The 14,544-nt window shown below is 51.9% G+C and carries 19 protein-coding genes and 1 pseudogene; 1 reads left to right on the forward strand and 19 read right to left on the reverse strand.

Features of this window, described 5'->3' with window-relative positions; all coding sequences use genetic code 11:
* Nucleotides 1-446: 446 nt before the first annotated feature.
* Entirely contained in the window at nucleotides 447-1,469 is a 1,023-nt protein-coding gene (locus G7007_RS06235; RefSeq protein ID WP_181100003.1) for a zinc-dependent alcohol dehydrogenase family protein, read from the reverse strand.
* A gap of 210 nt (nucleotides 1,470-1,679) precedes the next feature.
* Here G7007_RS06235 and G7007_RS06240 point away from each other — a divergent pair, with 210 nt between their 5' ends.
* Nucleotides 1,680-2,594 carry a LysR family transcriptional regulator gene (locus G7007_RS06240; protein WP_258197042.1) on the forward strand — a complete coding sequence of 305 codons (915 nt, stop codon included), beginning with the start codon at nucleotides 1,680-1,682 and terminating at the stop codon, nucleotides 2,592-2,594.
* Nucleotides 2,595-2,626: 32 nt separating this feature from the next.
* On the opposite strand, the gene G7007_RS06245 is transcribed toward G7007_RS06240, so the two are convergent.
* From G7007_RS06245 to G7007_RS06325, 18 genes and pseudogenes are all read right to left on the reverse strand, one after another.
* Nucleotides 2,627-3,082 carry a DUF6386 family protein gene (locus G7007_RS06245; RefSeq protein ID WP_181100004.1) on the reverse strand — a complete coding sequence of 152 codons (456 nt, stop codon included), beginning with the start codon at nucleotides 3,080-3,082 and terminating at the stop codon, nucleotides 2,627-2,629.
* A 276-nt stretch (nucleotides 3,083-3,358) separates the two neighbouring features.
* The gene (locus tag G7007_RS06250; RefSeq protein ID WP_258198497.1) at nucleotides 3,359-3,850 is read right to left on the reverse strand and encodes an SMI1/KNR4 family protein; all 492 of its coding nucleotides are present in this window, start codon (nucleotides 3,848-3,850) and stop codon (nucleotides 3,359-3,361) included.
* A gap of 101 nt (nucleotides 3,851-3,951) precedes the next feature.
* Nucleotides 3,952-4,326: a hypothetical protein gene (locus tag G7007_RS06255; protein ID WP_181100006.1), complete on the reverse strand. Its 375-nt coding sequence runs from the start codon at nucleotides 4,324-4,326 to the stop codon at nucleotides 3,952-3,954.
* 100 nt (nucleotides 4,327-4,426) lie between these two features.
* Nucleotides 4,427-5,443: a hypothetical protein gene (locus G7007_RS06260; protein ID WP_181100007.1), complete on the reverse strand. Its 1,017-nt coding sequence runs from the start codon at nucleotides 5,441-5,443 to the stop codon at nucleotides 4,427-4,429.
* Between the two features lie 186 nt (nucleotides 5,444-5,629).
* Nucleotides 5,630-6,040, reverse strand: coding sequence for an immunity 22 family protein (locus tag G7007_RS06265; protein ID WP_181100008.1), 411 nt, complete (start codon nucleotides 6,038-6,040; stop codon nucleotides 5,630-5,632).
* Between the two features lie 231 nt (nucleotides 6,041-6,271).
* On the reverse strand, nucleotides 6,272-6,571 hold the full coding sequence (locus G7007_RS06270; RefSeq protein ID WP_258198502.1) for an immunity 22 family protein: 300 nt from the start codon (nucleotides 6,569-6,571) through the stop codon (nucleotides 6,272-6,274).
* A gap of 140 nt (nucleotides 6,572-6,711) precedes the next feature.
* Nucleotides 6,712-7,053, reverse strand: coding sequence for a DUF7716 domain-containing protein (locus tag G7007_RS06275; RefSeq protein ID WP_219858970.1), 342 nt, complete (start codon nucleotides 7,051-7,053; stop codon nucleotides 6,712-6,714).
* Nucleotides 7,054-7,271: 218 nt separating this feature from the next.
* The gene (locus tag G7007_RS06280; RefSeq protein ID WP_181100009.1) at nucleotides 7,272-7,817 is read right to left on the reverse strand and encodes an SMI1/KNR4 family protein; all 546 of its coding nucleotides are present in this window, start codon (nucleotides 7,815-7,817) and stop codon (nucleotides 7,272-7,274) included.
* A gap of 57 nt (nucleotides 7,818-7,874) precedes the next feature.
* The gene (locus G7007_RS06285) at nucleotides 7,875-8,441 is read right to left on the reverse strand and encodes a hypothetical protein (RefSeq protein ID WP_181100010.1); all 567 of its coding nucleotides are present in this window, start codon (nucleotides 8,439-8,441) and stop codon (nucleotides 7,875-7,877) included.
* Nucleotides 8,442-8,558: 117 nt separating this feature from the next.
* On the reverse strand, nucleotides 8,559-9,119 hold the full coding sequence (locus G7007_RS06290; RefSeq protein WP_181100011.1) for a hypothetical protein: 561 nt from the start codon (nucleotides 9,117-9,119) through the stop codon (nucleotides 8,559-8,561).
* 278 nt (nucleotides 9,120-9,397) lie between these two features.
* On the reverse strand, nucleotides 9,398-10,003 hold the full coding sequence (locus G7007_RS06295; protein ID WP_181100012.1) for a hypothetical protein: 606 nt from the start codon (nucleotides 10,001-10,003) through the stop codon (nucleotides 9,398-9,400).
* Between the two features lie 160 nt (nucleotides 10,004-10,163).
* Nucleotides 10,164-10,574 (reverse strand): hypothetical protein, encoded by a 411-nt coding sequence (locus tag G7007_RS06300; RefSeq protein WP_181100013.1) that lies wholly within the window; start codon nucleotides 10,572-10,574, stop codon nucleotides 10,164-10,166.
* Between the two features lie 20 nt (nucleotides 10,575-10,594).
* The gene (locus tag G7007_RS06305) at nucleotides 10,595-10,771 is read right to left on the reverse strand and encodes a hypothetical protein (RefSeq protein ID WP_181100014.1); all 177 of its coding nucleotides are present in this window, start codon (nucleotides 10,769-10,771) and stop codon (nucleotides 10,595-10,597) included.
* A gap of 229 nt (nucleotides 10,772-11,000) precedes the next feature.
* Nucleotides 11,001-11,456 carry a hypothetical protein gene (locus tag G7007_RS06310; RefSeq protein ID WP_181100015.1) on the reverse strand — a complete coding sequence of 152 codons (456 nt, stop codon included), beginning with the start codon at nucleotides 11,454-11,456 and terminating at the stop codon, nucleotides 11,001-11,003.
* A gap of 117 nt (nucleotides 11,457-11,573) precedes the next feature.
* Nucleotides 11,574-12,206 (reverse strand): hypothetical protein, encoded by a 633-nt coding sequence (locus G7007_RS06315; protein ID WP_181100016.1) that lies wholly within the window; start codon nucleotides 12,204-12,206, stop codon nucleotides 11,574-11,576.
* Between the two features lie 32 nt (nucleotides 12,207-12,238).
* Nucleotides 12,239-12,841, reverse strand: coding sequence for a DUF1963 domain-containing protein (locus G7007_RS06320; RefSeq protein ID WP_181100017.1), 603 nt, complete (start codon nucleotides 12,839-12,841; stop codon nucleotides 12,239-12,241).
* Between the two features lie 566 nt (nucleotides 12,842-13,407).
* Nucleotides 13,408-13,675 (reverse strand): annotated as a pseudogene (locus G7007_RS22130) (HNH/ENDO VII family nuclease); the annotation flags it as partial.
* 68 nt (nucleotides 13,676-13,743) lie between these two features.
* A complete protein-coding gene (locus G7007_RS06325; RefSeq protein ID WP_181100018.1) occupies nucleotides 13,744-14,205 on the reverse strand; it encodes an Imm26 family immunity protein in 462 nt (153 codons plus the stop codon).
* Nucleotides 14,206-14,544 lie beyond the last annotated feature (339 nt).

A 14,544-nucleotide genomic window follows, 5' to 3' on the forward strand; every position in this document is an offset into this window, starting at 1 on the left:
GGCATATGGGCTTGTGCTTCACGCGACACGTCCGTGAATGAAAGCGCTCTTCGAAAACGGCCCATGACAGGCGCGCCTTGCCCGAGTTGGCGACAACTTTCCCGCAGCCTTCATTCGCGCCAGCCCACACCTTGCGTGGCCTGGCCGACGGCTATCACGGGGCCATTATCGATTCTCGAGACAGGAATAACAGATACAGATCAGGGTAAAAAAACCATTCAGACGCGTATTATCGCCCAACTTTCATTCAGACTTTTTCAACGTGTCGACGATAACAAAAAGCGCACTTAAAGTTTGCCGCCCAGCCTATCGGCAATTACTTAATGTGCTGTAGGAAATTTCTCAAGGAAGAGATAAAGGACGCGTTTCGCGCTTTATGACAGGGACGCGATCACGGTGGCCGGCCAGGGCCGCCAAGGCCTCCGACCGGCGTGTCGAAGAGGGTTTCAGCCGAGCGCCATGTCCAGCACCACACGCCCGCCACAGGGGCAGCCGTCCATGTAGCGGTGCGCCTCGACCACCTGGCTGAACGGGTAGACCTTGACGATCTGCGGCGTCAGCAGGCGGTCGGCCGTGAAGCGGTTGATCGCGTCCAGGGCCCGCGCCATGGCGGCCTGTTCCTGGGCGATGCCCAGCTCCGGCTTGCCAGTGAAGTTGCCGATGCAGTGCACGTGGAACTGGATGTTCTTCTGGAACGCCGCGCAGGCCGGGAACGGTGTCTGGTTGCCGCCCTGCAGGCCGTACAGCACCAGGCTGCCACGCGGCGCCAGGACATCGCCCAGCAACGACATCTGCGGCCCGCCCAGCCCATCGAGGACCATGTCCACGCCGCGGCTGTCGGTGTACTTGGCCACCTGCAGCAGCAGGTCCTGCTCCTCGGTGACGATCACCTTGTCGGCGCCCAGCGCCAGCAGCGGCGCACGCTGCTCGGCCTGCTTGGTCACCGCGAACACCTTCAGGCCCAGGGCCTTGCCCAGTTGCACGAAGGCCGGCCCGGCGCAGTGGCTGGCATCGGTCACCAAGGCGGTCTGCCCCGGTTTGGCCTTGGCCAGCTCGACATAGGCGAAATAGGCGATCAGCAAGGGCGTGTAATGCACGCTCGCCTCGATCGGCGAGAGCAGGTCCGGGTAGCGGGTGATGGCGGTACGTGGCAGCACCACCACATCGCCATAGACGGGATGGTCATTGGCGCTGGCCGCCGGGAAGCTGGCCACGCGATCGCCCACGGCGATGTCCTCGACGCCTTCGCCCACGGCGGTGACCACGCCGGCCATCTCCTGGCCGATGCCGGCCGGCAGGCGCGCCTTGGACGGCGCCAGGTTCTGCCGCCAGAGCACGTCGTACCAGCTGATGCCGATCGCCTCGACACGCACCTGCACCTCGCCCGCGGTCGGCGTCGGCTCGGTCTGCTGCTCGCAGCGCAGCACCTCGGCAGCGCCGAACTTGTGGAAACGGATGATGCGCGACATGGCCTACCTCGCCTGTGTGAACCTCGTATTACCCTGCACTGTATCGGGACATCGCCCGCCAAGCCATGGGCGGTCATCGATAGTCGACATGCCTGACATCGATCGGCCGGGCACCTCGACACCCGACGTGCGGGAAAGCGGTGCAGGGTAACAGCCTTTGGCTTTAGTATTCACCCCTGCCCCACCCCCGGCATACAGGCCCAACGATCGATGAACCGTAACGACCTGCGTCGTGTAGACCTCAACCTGCTGATTGTGTTCGAGACCCTGATGCACGAGCGCAGCGTGACCCGCGCCGCAGAAAAGCTGTTCCTCGGCCAGCCGGCGATCAGTGCAGCCCTGTCGCGCCTGCGCAACCTGTTCGACGATCCGCTGTTCGTGCGCACCGGCCGCACCATGGAACCTTCGGCCCGCGCTCAAGAGATCTTCGCCCTGCTCTCTCCGGCCCTGGACTCGATCTCCACCGCCGTCAGCCGCGCCGCCGAGTTCGACCCGGCCACCAGCACCGCGGTGTTTCGCATCGGCCTGTCGGACGACGTCGAGTTCGCCCTGCTGCCGCTGCTGCTCAAGCGCATACGCGCCGAAGCCCCCGGTATCGTGCTGGTGGTGCGCCGGGTCAACTATCTGTTGATGCCCGCCCTGCTCGCCTCAGGCGAGATCTCGGTGGGTGTGAGCTACACCGCCGACCTGCCGGCCAACGCCAAGCGCAAGGTGCTGCGGCGCAGCCGGGCGACGCTGCTGCGCGCCGACAGCGTGCCCGGTGCGATCACCCTGGACGACTTCTGCGCCCGGCCCCACGCGCTGGTGTCGTTCGCCGGGGACCTGTCGGGGTTCATCGACGAAGCGCTGGAGACGATCGGGCGCAAGCGCCACGTGGTGCTGGCGGTGCCGCAGTTCAATGGGCTGGGGAGCCTGCTCGCGGGGACGGACATCCTGGCGACGGTGCCGGACTATACGGCCGAGGTACTGACCGCGGCGGGCGGGTTGCGGGCGGAAGAGCCGCCGATCGAGGTAGGGACGTTCGAGTTGCACATGGCCTGGCGAGGGGCGCAGGACAATGACCCGGCGGAGCGGTGGTTGCGGTCGCGGATCCAGGTGTTCTTCGGGGATCCCGACAGTGTGTGACGGCGATCGCTACAGGGCTCTGTCGCAGGTCGTCAACGAGGCATCGGCAGCCTGATTGAGTCGGTCAGGTGGTTGCAGCAGGTCGTGGACGGTGAAAAGGACAAGTGGATGATGCCCGCCTCCCCTTTGTAGCGCATGCAGTAGGTGCCCTTGTCGAGGGTGATGAACTGCCCCTGGATCACGTCGGACCCGTCAGGCTCCAGGCCGCCTCCGGTGGTGTCCTCGCCTGCCCCGATGAACACCTGGCCCGAGGGCACGCGCAGGTAGACGCTGCCGTCTGCGTTCGTCAGCGACGCCTGGACCCTGACCTGGTAGGTGCCATCGCTCGGCAGGTTCAGGAAGGCGATGGCGCCCGCGTTGGTTTCCAGCAGTTCGTCGTGCGGAAGGCTCCACCAATCGCAGGTGTCGTCCAGGCGGTGGCGTATCGCGTGCGTGTCGAAGACGGCCAGGGTGGCTGTGTCGGTGTGCAGGTGGAATTCGAGGGTCATGGGGGATTTGGGGTGAGGTCTTGTTGGGTTGGACTGGGTTCGGCAGTGGGTGGGATGCGCCTGTGCCCTGGAGTACGCGGCCTGCGAAATGATCGTGTCGAGGGATCGAGGGCAGGCTTATGGGGGACCTACCAATCGCCGCGCCAGGCTTCCACCAAGGCATACAGGAATTCAAGGATCGATCCCTTTTCGACCGTTTTGATCGAGTCTTCGAAGGCGTTGACTCCATGAATGCAGTGCTCGAAGCGTGAGAGCAGGGAAGCTGGAGCCTCGATACTACTCCCATGCATCGATCTCAGACTCATCCTTCAATCCAGACAAGAAACTGTCGAAGGTTTCAGCCAACCGACGATAGGCATGCCGTTGATTCTCGACAACCGTCGAATCAGGATCGAACGAGTCAGTCGCATAGAAGCACACGCTTCCATCGGCCAGGTCGAGGCAGAAAAAATTGCCCCCTCCATCGATCGCAAAAGGCAGCAGTGTCAGCGGCACGACTTGCCGTTCCGTCATGAGGGCATAGCATCCGCCAAGGTACCTGGTTTCCGACGCGTCCTGTGTGTCAGATCGCGATAAGGCCTTGAACTTTTTAATCTGAATCGCTTCATAGCCGTCATTACCTTCCCAGCAATCTCTGTCGGGAATACCGCCGTTGTATGACAGGAACAGGTGTTTGAATGAAGCAGGCAAGCGGGCTGCGATCTGTGTTTCGAGCGCTGCGATGTCGGAAGCGCTAATTGGCGGATCGGAGCGTGACAGCGTGATCATGGGCATACCGGAACTGTCGAAATGAACACGTTGCCACAGTGGTCTGCAGGGCGCAACTCATGACCTGGGCTTGCACAGCATTCCGTTGACAAGGCACAGAATCAACAAGGGAACACACCTGCGGTATAACTGTTGAGCATTACGTTCGCCCATGCACTGCCAGACGTCTTTAAAACGGCGTCTATGATCAAGCCGAAATCGTCTGAGGCATACCCCGCCACCTCTGAGCTTCCTGTGAGAGCAAAGACCTTTTTGAACACATGCTCCCGAATCCTTGCAGACGTTTTCTCATCTTCGCGGGAGCGGTATGGCACCTTTAGCAGTGCCTCGTACGAAGCAGACCATTGGGCATCGAAACGTTCGTCATCGCGCTGAGCGAGCAGCGTGTCCCAGTCATCGACGCCCGCCACGAGGGTCTCAAAAAAATCCTTGCTGTGTAGCCATTGTTCTACGTCTGTCAACGTATATCGCTTCATCCGGGTACCTGCTTTTAATGTGAGTACAATCCAACAGCGGCCTCGACCCGTCTCGCATTATTCGTAACTGCTTATCTTATAACCCTTGGAAGAAGCATAGTCAAAAGCACAACTGTGGCTTTACATAGGCCATATCGACCATGAGCAACGGCTGCGCAGCATCACTATCTTCATCTCGATAAGCCGTTATGACAGGGAAATTCGGACCCGTACCAATACCCATGTAGTAGTAACCCATGACGTGCACGTCGACGCTGACCCATTCGCACTTGCCCGCGAGGGTAATCGTTGGAAAGTTGGCATTCAGGCATGCGGGCCAGTCGAGCAAATACTCCCCAGGTACGACGCTCGGCTGCTGTACGTCAGACCTGAACTTGTACGTGCCGGTGAATTGAGGCTGCGCCACGCTTGGCACCAGACGCCTGTCGTCCGCACAATCCAGCCCGTACACGTAATATGCCGTAGGAGTCATGCCCCACACCAGTATCAAAAGCCCCTCTTCGAACAGCTCGTTAGCGAGTTCAGTTTCACAAAAGGCGTCTTTCAAGTTGACTTCGCCTTCGCCCAATCGGGAAATGATGTAGGCGTTCATCTTTTCAAGGTCAGCTATGAAAAATCCGAGCTGGCCATAACTGTTATACACCGGGTTTCTTTCCATCCCTATGCACAACGGCAGTTTACTCGACCGCCTGAGCCTGATGATGACGTGGAAGATCTCGGAGTACTCTAGTAGAGGTTTTATATGGTCCGGAACCTCGCCGAAATGCTTCAGAGGGAGGTCCAAGTAGATGTCGACTGATAGCACATAGCGACCGCGAGCAATCAGGCTACTGTCCAAGACCAGTTCTTCTGGACCAAGGTCTATACTGACGTCTCCTGGCACCCGCACTTCAATGTCCAGTGCCTGCTCTGAAATCTTCAAGCCACGCACAGCGGCCCCATAGTAGATACCTTCTTCTTCCCTGCTCCAACTGAGCAGAGCTTTTCTCTGCACACTGCCAAACTCCGAAGCATCGAAATCTGTCATGACGATATCGACGTCCGCCACCTTGAGGACCGCATTCGCGATCACCCTGGAATCGTTGGTGGTGATGTACTGGACTTTGCTGTCGTGCATGAATACTCCTGCGAAGGTTTTTCTCCAGCTTATCCCTTCTGCCTCAAGCACTCTCCGAGGATAAGCGACATTGTAGATGCACACGTACGACCTGACAGGTGATAGGCGACTGTGATCAGTTTATTTCATCGCCTGGAATGCAGACATGAATTGACACGTCGACGTGTGGCCTTTCAACCTGCGTCACTACTCTCCATCATACAAGCCTATGTACTGCAAGCCATTATAGAGCTTGCCCGGTATATCAGAAACCTCCACGCTCCCATCGGAGTACCACAGGATGGCATTGGCCCTCACAATACCCAGCTCCATGCATTGGGCTTTGAGATCGGGCAACCGGTCGCGGTCGACTGCTGAATCGACCAGCAGTTCATCAAGGCTGACCTCATCCGGCTTGCGTGGCATGATCCCCATGAAATCTTCGTCATACCAGGAAATGCCAATATCCTTGCAAAATCCGCAAACCTGATATTTAGGGTCATCAATGTCGACTGAATAATCCAGCTCGAAATAGCTCAGGTATTCTTCTTCAGACGAAAAATTCGTACCCACCCATACATGCACCTTGTCGTACTGCTCCAGCGTTTCCGGCTCCATTTTTATCTCCAAACGTAAACGCTCATCATGATCGAGCAAGCCTGTTCAAGCGTCTGGCACATGAGCGTTGACTCTGTACCCTCGATAACCCGGCTGACCTGCAAGACTAGCCGTCGCGCTGAGAAGCGGGTTCACAGACCATCAGCTCTTGTTGATCATTGGGCCGTCGCTATCAGCATATGGCGGCTTTTCGCCATATGCAGCGCACCTAAGACCTGCGCTTTGACGTATTCAATTTCCCTCAAATAGCCCAATATAGTGCAACCCGTTGTACTCAGTCCGGATCGGTTCGGCAACCAATGTGCCCCCATCCGAATACCAAAATATGGCATTGGCCTTGTCTATGCCCAACGCCAGGCAGGCGGCTTTCAAAGCAGCTATTTGACCTGGATCGACAGATGACTCTGAAAGAATTTCATCCAGACTTACCTCTTGCTCTCTCCGAGGGATAATACCGATAAAGTCCTCATCGTACCAATCGGTGCCGATATCCCTGCAAAAGCCACAGATCTTGTAATCCGGGTCACCCAGATCAGCTGTCTAGTCCAGCTCGAAATACTTCAGATACTCCTCTTCTGGAGAGAAATTGCTTCCTACCCAGACATGAATTTTCTGGGACCGCTCGATGTCATAAGCATCCATCTTGTCTACCCTTGTTTAGACAACGTCCCTCAAACCTCCACATCCATGAAGGTGTCGTGATCTGCGTAATAATTCAATGCCGCACTGTATTCCTCGTGGGTAGCCTTGGGCTTTTGCTCCAGCACTGACCTCACCACATCGACACAGTGCTGACCCGAAAACATATAGTCCAAACTTTCTGCTTTCACAGACTCGGGATACACCTCCTGATCGTCTTCCACCTTGGGATAGTCTGCCAAAAAGTAATCGTCTTCCAGGTTAAGGCCTTGGTCGTCTTCACCATACAAGCAAAAATCGTCGCCTTCATCCCCACTCCACTTCACATACTCTATGATCTCTGACAACTTGTAGTATCTGTTTAGAGCCAGCACGGAACCTCTCCTCACTACACTTTATCCAACCCTATCCTTGAAGCAGTAAAACCCAAGCGGTCTAGAAATTCAACGCTGGAGTGGCACTCTACGGATATTTGCGTTGTGAACCTGCGAACGTTTGTCGGCTGGCGACGGCGGAGCGAACGGCCGGGCCTCCCGGGCCCTTGCGTCGTAGCAGAACACACGCTGCTCTGTCGAAGGCAGATCAATAAGGCTCAAAGGCATACCTTGGCTATCGGATCAAAGCTGGCCATGCCATGCGCCAACGTACTAGGAAAGCTTCGTGGCTTGAGTGCACCAGATAAAACGTCAGCGAGCATGGTGGTCAGGTTGAGTTGAAAATGCTCGATTTCGGGCGATCTTGCTGCAACGATAGCAACGCCCCAGTGATCACTATCGCGGTCCGACCGCGCCGCCCAGAATAAGTAATCGCCGTTATCGGTCACACCTACCGGGATCAACCCTTCCGTTGTGACAAATAGTGGATAGTCAAAGTAATCAGGATCGGCCCGATTCAACTCGTCAAGATCGGTTAAAATCAAGCTGGACTGCTCAAATAAATTTACGCTTCTTTCAGGACTGAATGGATTGAATAGAACAACGAAATTGGCTATTTTTCCGGCACCATAACTGTCAACGAATTCCATGTAGTCAGCCGGAAAGGACACACCGGGTTTGATCTCTGGCCATACCTTCCCTGCGCCTGCTGCCACAGGATGTTTAGGAGGTGGGACCAAGGCGCGCAAGGCGTTCGCGGTCATGTTTCCATCCATATAGACGTGCCTGAAGGGCACTAATGAACATCAGAACTGTAGCATTCAAGGGCCAGTCAGTTCAAAATCCAGATCACTCACATCTGAGGCATCAGCAATCACAGGCAGGCTGGAAACAGCGGAAAATTCGAGCCCATACCCTCGTTCAGAACCACAATGTTGGAGACCTACGTAGCCTCTGATGGACAAACTATAATTTCCAGGCTCGACGTCAATATAATCATTGCTGGGAAGCCTAGAATCGTACTCGTTTTTATAATTCAGGAAAAAATCTTCATTCCAGTCAAATAGCGCATTCAGATCTGATACCACCAACATACCAGACATTATTGACAGCGGGAGTCCCTGATGCGTGAATATTGGCTCTGGCAAGCAATCCATATTTCTATCTCGAGGCTCTGCAAACACAAAATACGCTTGCTCCGTAATTTGATATATAGGGAGAACCACTCCCTGCTCGATCGCCTTCTGCCCGAGCGTTTCGTCTATCAAAAAAGCATTAAAAATATTTTTATCAACCAGCCCCTGACTTTTTATAAATTCTGCAAGGTGCGCTGGATCAAACAAGACCATGCCGGGTGCATATAGCTCTATCAAGGCACTTCGCTTCATGACTCATATCCTCCTACGACATTTTCCAGCGACCTCGCCACCTTACTTAGTTAACGCCTCACTGAAGGTCACACCCTGAGAAGCCGCTGTTCGATGCGGGAGTCTTAAGCTTCAAGACTAAAGCCCTTCAAGCACTGACACAAGCTCAACCCCCTTGACAGAAGCGTCTTTGAAAAGCTGGGCAATACTATTAGAAAGAACAATACTCTCTCTGTTTTCCGAAGCCCTGAAAAACTGAGCATCCGATACTTTATCCTGCAAAACTATTTTTCTGAACCTCTTAGGCCCATCTGGTATGGACTTTATCAAGGGGCCATACACACAGCTGCTCAAATCAAAGGCCTCCTCAAACTTCAGCACATTCAACACAGCATAGTCTGTAATAACTTGATCATTGACCTCGATGATAGCAGGTACAAGCTGGACGTCATCAGGGCAGTTGTCTCGAAGAATTCTGGAAACTCTCCCACTTACCAAATCAGGACCGTCACTGTAAAGGAAATCGAATTTCTTGAAAGCTGCCAAACTAATCTTCTTTTGTATACTGAAAGCTACAAAATCAGTGTCAAGCTCTAGCGCTTTTGTCAAAATGAATTCCAAGTGGCTTGGGTTTTTTTCATGATCATACTTGAGCCAATACTTTTCAGGGTATTCGTCACTGGGGACCATCATCTTCATTCAGGGCTCCTCATACTGGACCTGAGACTCCTCAAACACTCACAGCAGCAGGTCGGCATCGTTGCTAGCAGCTGGGCAGCTGCTCATGGAGCGCGCCTACCAGTCTATAACACAAGCTCAAGCATGCGTTCTCAGCGTCCGCAGGTAGGCAGGGCTTGAAGCATCCATCATAATCACATCACCCTTACTGGTTGCAAAGGTTTCGCTGGCTTATAACAGGACGTGAATAGTGAATCCAGCAGTCCTTCGTCGAGTCACTGCTTCAGTGACAGATCGATTCACCACCCCTCCCAAGGATTGAAAGTGAAAGCCTCATCAATCTTCTCAAACGTCAAGCCAATAAGTTTCTTGGCAGAATATGCTTCTTTGAAGGCCCACGAACACACCGCCTGTGTAAGCTCTTCGCAAAAAAACAAGTCTTCATGGACATCATCTTTGATGACGAAGCGATCAATCCGGTCGTAGATTGGCGACGAATTGATCCGCTCGGCCTTCGGCCGTAGCAATGCTTCATCCATTAGGGCGAACTCTGACCTTTCAACATCCAGCAAAGAGCGTCTACTCAGGATGCAAAAGAAGCTGAAATCTCTCAGGCGTGCTCCAGACCCTAACTCGATCGTCAACGGCAACTCAATGTAACGACATCTATGCATAGCGCACAGATTCAAAAATCCTGATGAAACGATATACTGCTCCAGCACCGCATCAACTTCAAACCGTTCCAACTCCAACTTGACAGTGTAACAACGTTCAAATAAACTCCCTTGAGGGCTCTCCCCGGCCTGATTGAATTCAGGAAGCTCTGGAGACCATGTTGCATCGAAAAAAAGGGGCACCCCCTCAACACTGTCAGGGCCGACAACATAGAAATCCTTGCTTCTCATCACAGCAATCCCCCCGTGATTGAATCCATTTCAAACAACCTCTTACCAAGTCCCAATTTTACGCAGCCCGGTATACTTTATTGCCTTGAGCCAGCACGTCATCCAGCGTAGGGACCGTCGGTTAGCTGAAGCATCAAAGCGTGTAACTGAAAAAGCAAGGCTATAAGTCAACCAAGATACTACTGCCTTCCAATAATTTTCTCAGCGAATCCTTTAAAAGACTAATGCTCTTGTCATCTGCAGCCTTCCCTTTTAGCTCAACGACAACGGCTTTACCGTTGAAGTGCTGCCAATGACCCGGCTTTATCTCAACCTCCAACCTGTTTTCTGAAACACTTACACTCTGGATGGCATTCGTCACTTCATAGGCTGTCTCTGCAGTTTGAAGCCCAACACCCTCCTCGACAGTGGCATTATTTTCTTCATCCAAACGCGTGATGATGATAAAGGCTTGCGGATCGACCGCGTCATCACAGAGTGCCACGATCAATACGTCATCTTCTTCGCAAGATTTTATATCTGTAGCGTCGAATATATACATATCTACCCCACGGTCAATCATATCCATCATCAGACACTCAGCTGAAGCTGTTACACAAACCTTACACGTTTCACTGAAACAGCCTCAAGCGCCTGAGCAAGTCGGTCCGACAAAATAATGCTGATTCTTCTTTCCAAAACCCTAAACACAAAAGACCCTGGCGCTTTTTCACTGACCAGGCCAGCACCATCACTGTAGAGAAAATCGTATTTACTGACAGCTGTCATACTTACCCTCCTATTGAGATAAAACAAAAACAGATTCATTTGTCATATTAATCTTTTCGCCTGGCAAAAATCAACATGACGCGGATTGACCGCACGATCGTATTTTACCCAGTATTTCTCGGGATACTGTCCACTTGCAACCATCAGCCTCATCTAAACAACCCATTATAACGTTCATCCTGGGCGTACCCTTCTAACCCCAACCCTCGATTATACTGCAGCTTTATCATCATCCCGTCGTTGTGTGTTGCTGCAAGTAGCTCTCAACTAAAGCATAGCCTGACACCCCCATCAACAGATGATCTTTGTACTCATCTATTTCAAGTGGCCGTAGCGGAAACCCCTTTCGATAGAGCGTCCCAGCCATATTGAACTCTAACGCATGATATGCTTCATCTGAAACAGCACCTTCTTGTAGTCTCGGCCACTCCCCTGACACTAGATTTTCTAAGGAAGTGAATATCACTACGAATTCACCTTTATAGTCTCTGAAGCTCAAATATCGCTTCTCTTCAAAAACCTTCAGATCATTGCCGATCGATCTTACGGCGAAAGCAAAAATCTTTCTAAACTTTCGATCCTTACTATCCGTACCTAGCCATAGCACCTGAGCTATTGCAAATCGCCCATCTTTCATCGGAATGGAAAAATAATCCCCGCTGCAAAACTTCACCTTACCTTTCATCAATCGTTCCTATCATGATAGCCCTTACTATGCTTGGTTGCTTCTCAACCACGGGGGCCTGTCTTAGGCACCACGTAGCGCCTCGCTCTCCCCATACTAGATTGGGCAGGGATAGAATCAGTTCCGCCATGCCCTCTGTAAAAACCCAGAAAGCAGCGGAATGTCATAGGATTTATTTTTTATTATCTTCTTGGAGACGATGGCTTTATTTATTTGCTCCCTATAGTCGAAAGAGCTGCCTAAGCTAGCCGCGCAGCTTATGAAGATCGCAGGATATGCATAGGCACTAGGGGATGACAACACCCCCTCAACTGTTTGAGCTGTAGGTGTTATGCATGAAAAAATCTTAGGAATGTAAAAGTTTCTTAGCGCAGAAACAACATGAATGCATATGTCCTCGACTTGCTCGGGAGGCGGAGTGCTTATGGAGCCAGACATGCTTCCACTGAACGGGCTGCCTTTCTCTCCAGATGAAATAAACGAAAAACAGGCATCGTGGAAAAGGTTACTTTTATAGGGAGGCTCATGATGCAACATGCATTCATATAAGTCACCGCCATAGACACTCCCAGCTAGAACATAGCAGTCGGCACGTCCAATATGGTCCAAATACAAATTGGCAATATATTTTTTCTTGTGCTTGAACTTTAGTGTGTTTTTTGTCGCTGTGATTCCATCAAATTCTGTGGCTAAGGCTTTCAGCTTCTTGAGCAGTTCAGCTTCAAAATACAACCGATTTTCAGATCCCATAATGCCCCTGTTTGCTCGCTTGTTGTTACTCGCTACGCCACCTGAACAAAAAAGCACCCGTCAGCCCTTTCATTACCAAGATCTTTATTGACCAAAAGATACCCGACACCGTCCGTCAAATATAGCGCATCTTGGTATGGACTCGGGAAATCTGAAGCATAGACCTGGCATAAAAAGCTGTAATGATCTTCTAGGGTCCGGGGTATCATGGCGCCAACCGGCGCATCATCAGCAAACAGAGAGGCCACGCTTATTTCCTCATCGCCAATTGTCCCTTCGACAAGATCCGCATATTGCAGCGGAATCGATGCTCGAGGCGAATGACAAGTTCTTCCTGTATTCGAGTGAACAACGAGAGTGTATGAAGGCACATCCTTTTGCTGGTTGACTTGATCATAAGTGATTAGATCAAGAAAATACTCTTCAGGATCGTAAGTCCAGAAGACATGCAAAAAGCCTTCCGGGGGCAGGTCGCTCCTCTGCATTATGTCTCTGACAGCTTTGCAATCGAAACTGAACATGAGCGCAAGGTCTTTGCCTTCGGGATTCTTAGGCCAACTTTCAATATAGGCTTTGTCACCTCCAAATGTAAACGCACCCCTTTCCGAAGTAGGGACTATCTTGAAAACCTTCATCTCCAACCTCCTCTGGCATCTAACACTACGATAGAATTTATTTTTTACTTTTAAGACATTTTTGTGCCTGCAGCTTATCGTCAATGGGCTTCTTGTCGTCTAAACCACTGTGTGCACCCAGCTTGAAACGACTGGTCGCTGAGCCGTAGCGGAAGCTCTGGCTGGCCCTATACGAGTCACGATCATGCCTGAGTTGAACTTGATTTTCCAACCAATCAAAACCAAGATACTGCTAATTAACTCACACGCCATCGAGAGCTGCAGCAACCAAACGATATACACTCATGTACCTGGAATACTATCAGCGGCGTACATAAGCATAGAAAGGGATCATACCGATACTCCTGACCTCGCCATTACAGATCCAGATGTGCATTGAAGTCCGGCTAGTTGGCTGCTGGATCACACCTGAAACCATCACTGGTCGTGATCGAGCCGGTGCTACGGCTGCGTATCTGCGCGTATCTCTTCTCGGTGTTTTCAGATAGTTTCGGGGATTTCCCAGATATGACCAAGAACAACACCTGCCCCTCCACCTGGCCAATCCGCGCCAGTGGCGCACAGGTCCTTGGCTCATATAGGTACACGATGTTCTGCCCAAGCGTTTCTTTGCGCAGCCTCCTCAGCTCCCCTAGAGTCGTACTGATAACGACGGTAGATTGGGTTATAGGCATGCTCCACATACAGCGCCGGCTGGATCCCTGCGTTATTCACCTACGAGAGCTTGTTGACGAGCGACATCCAAGCGAAATGCCAGGCCTTCCAACCCACGGCGTCGTAGCCGAAGCAGCTGGTGAGCTTGCCTTGGGTGCGATACACCTCACGGTGCAGGTCAATGAGGGTCAAAGTTCTTCGCATCGAAGCCATTTGGCAAACTGACCAAATCAGATTATCAAGAATTTCTACAGACCGAAAACCTTCTTTATCTTCTCATCTCCCATTGGAGAGTACCGAGGATAATCTTCTTCCCTTCCCGCCAAAAAAACTTCGTTATCAAATATATCGACAAGTCGTTTATTATCAGCGACTCCATATGCGAACCGAACAGCTTCTTCAAGCGGGGCTTCATACCCATCGTCATGCGCAATGATTCGCCAATCCCCCTCAGCTTTACGATCAAACAAAGAGTAAGAATCCAATATTATCGGATCACCCAAACGTTTTAGAGGGAGCGTGCTCAATACGGGTGAACTCAAGGTCATTTCAAATATTTCTGCCACATGCCCAAGACTGTTCCGCGTCATGATCCTTCCAACACCATATCCATCACGATCGAGCTTAAAACAAAAAATATCTCCAGGAATCACTTTACTCGACTTCGTTTTGAGTCTTTTATCCCACTCATAATGCTTGATGCCGTTCATCAACGTGCTCCTTTCAATATACTGTCTTTAAATTCGATTTCGAGGTTATCTTCAGGTGCTGATGCAACTTGCGAACGAGTACGATGATGGCTCCGCTGCGCAACTCAATCATTCACTATCAAGAACCCATTACCTAAAAGCCAGCTTCAGCGCTTAGGCTTTTTACTGTTTGACTCATAGCCATATAAAAAGCCCTCTTGATTCTCACCATTTGACTTACGGAGCCAAGGCAATAGACCAGCAATCTCATGGTATTCTTTTGGATGCTTTGCGTGGGCTAGAGGGTTTCCAAGATACCAAAATGCCCTCTGGACCTAGTTCATTATTGACCAAGTCAAG

Source organism: Pseudomonas entomophila, assembly GCF_013523125.1.
In the GTDB taxonomy this organism is placed as follows: Bacteria; Pseudomonadota; Gammaproteobacteria; order Pseudomonadales; family Pseudomonadaceae; genus Aquipseudomonas; species Aquipseudomonas entomophila_B.

Coding starts and splice junctions, on each gene's coding strand:
- G7007_RS06235 (WP_181100003.1), bottom strand. CDS start 1,469: ATGTCGCGCATCATCCGTTTCCACAAGTTCGGCGCTGCCGAGGTGCTG.
- G7007_RS06240 (WP_258197042.1), top strand. CDS start 1,680: ATGAACCGTAACGACCTGCGTCGTGTAGACCTCAACCTGCTGATTGTG.
- G7007_RS06245 (WP_181100004.1), bottom strand. CDS start 3,082: ATGACCCTCGAATTCCACCTGCACACCGACACAGCCACCCTGGCCGTC.
- G7007_RS06250 (WP_258198497.1), bottom strand. CDS start 3,850: ATGATCACGCTGTCACGCTCCGATCCGCCAATTAGCGCTTCCGACATC.
- G7007_RS06255 (WP_181100006.1), bottom strand. CDS start 4,326: ATGAAGCGATATACGTTGACAGACGTAGAACAATGGCTACACAGCAAG.
- G7007_RS06260 (WP_181100007.1), bottom strand. CDS start 5,443: ATGCACGACAGCAAAGTCCAGTACATCACCACCAACGATTCCAGGGTG.
- G7007_RS06265 (WP_181100008.1), bottom strand. CDS start 6,040: ATGGAGCCGGAAACGCTGGAGCAGTACGACAAGGTGCATGTATGGGTG.
- G7007_RS06280 (WP_181100009.1), bottom strand. CDS start 7,817: ATGACCGCGAACGCCTTGCGCGCCTTGGTCCCACCTCCTAAACATCCT.
- G7007_RS06285 (WP_181100010.1), bottom strand. CDS start 8,441: ATGAAGCGAAGTGCCTTGATAGAGCTATATGCACCCGGCATGGTCTTG.
- G7007_RS06290 (WP_181100011.1), bottom strand. CDS start 9,119: ATGAAGATGATGGTCCCCAGTGACGAATACCCTGAAAAGTATTGGCTC.
- G7007_RS06295 (WP_181100012.1), bottom strand. CDS start 10,003: ATGAGAAGCAAGGATTTCTATGTTGTCGGCCCTGACAGTGTTGAGGGG.
- G7007_RS06300 (WP_181100013.1), bottom strand. CDS start 10,574: ATGATGGATATGATTGACCGTGGGGTAGATATGTATATATTCGACGCT.
- G7007_RS06305 (WP_181100014.1), bottom strand. CDS start 10,771: ATGACAGCTGTCAGTAAATACGATTTTCTCTACAGTGATGGTGCTGGC.
- G7007_RS06310 (WP_181100015.1), bottom strand. CDS start 11,456: ATGAAAGGTAAGGTGAAGTTTTGCAGCGGGGATTATTTTTCCATTCCG.
- G7007_RS06315 (WP_181100016.1), bottom strand. CDS start 12,206: ATGGGATCTGAAAATCGGTTGTATTTTGAAGCTGAACTGCTCAAGAAG.
- G7007_RS06320 (WP_181100017.1), bottom strand. CDS start 12,841: ATGAAGGTTTTCAAGATAGTCCCTACTTCGGAAAGGGGTGCGTTTACA.
- G7007_RS06325 (WP_181100018.1), bottom strand. CDS start 14,205: ATGAACGGCATCAAGCATTATGAGTGGGATAAAAGACTCAAAACGAAG.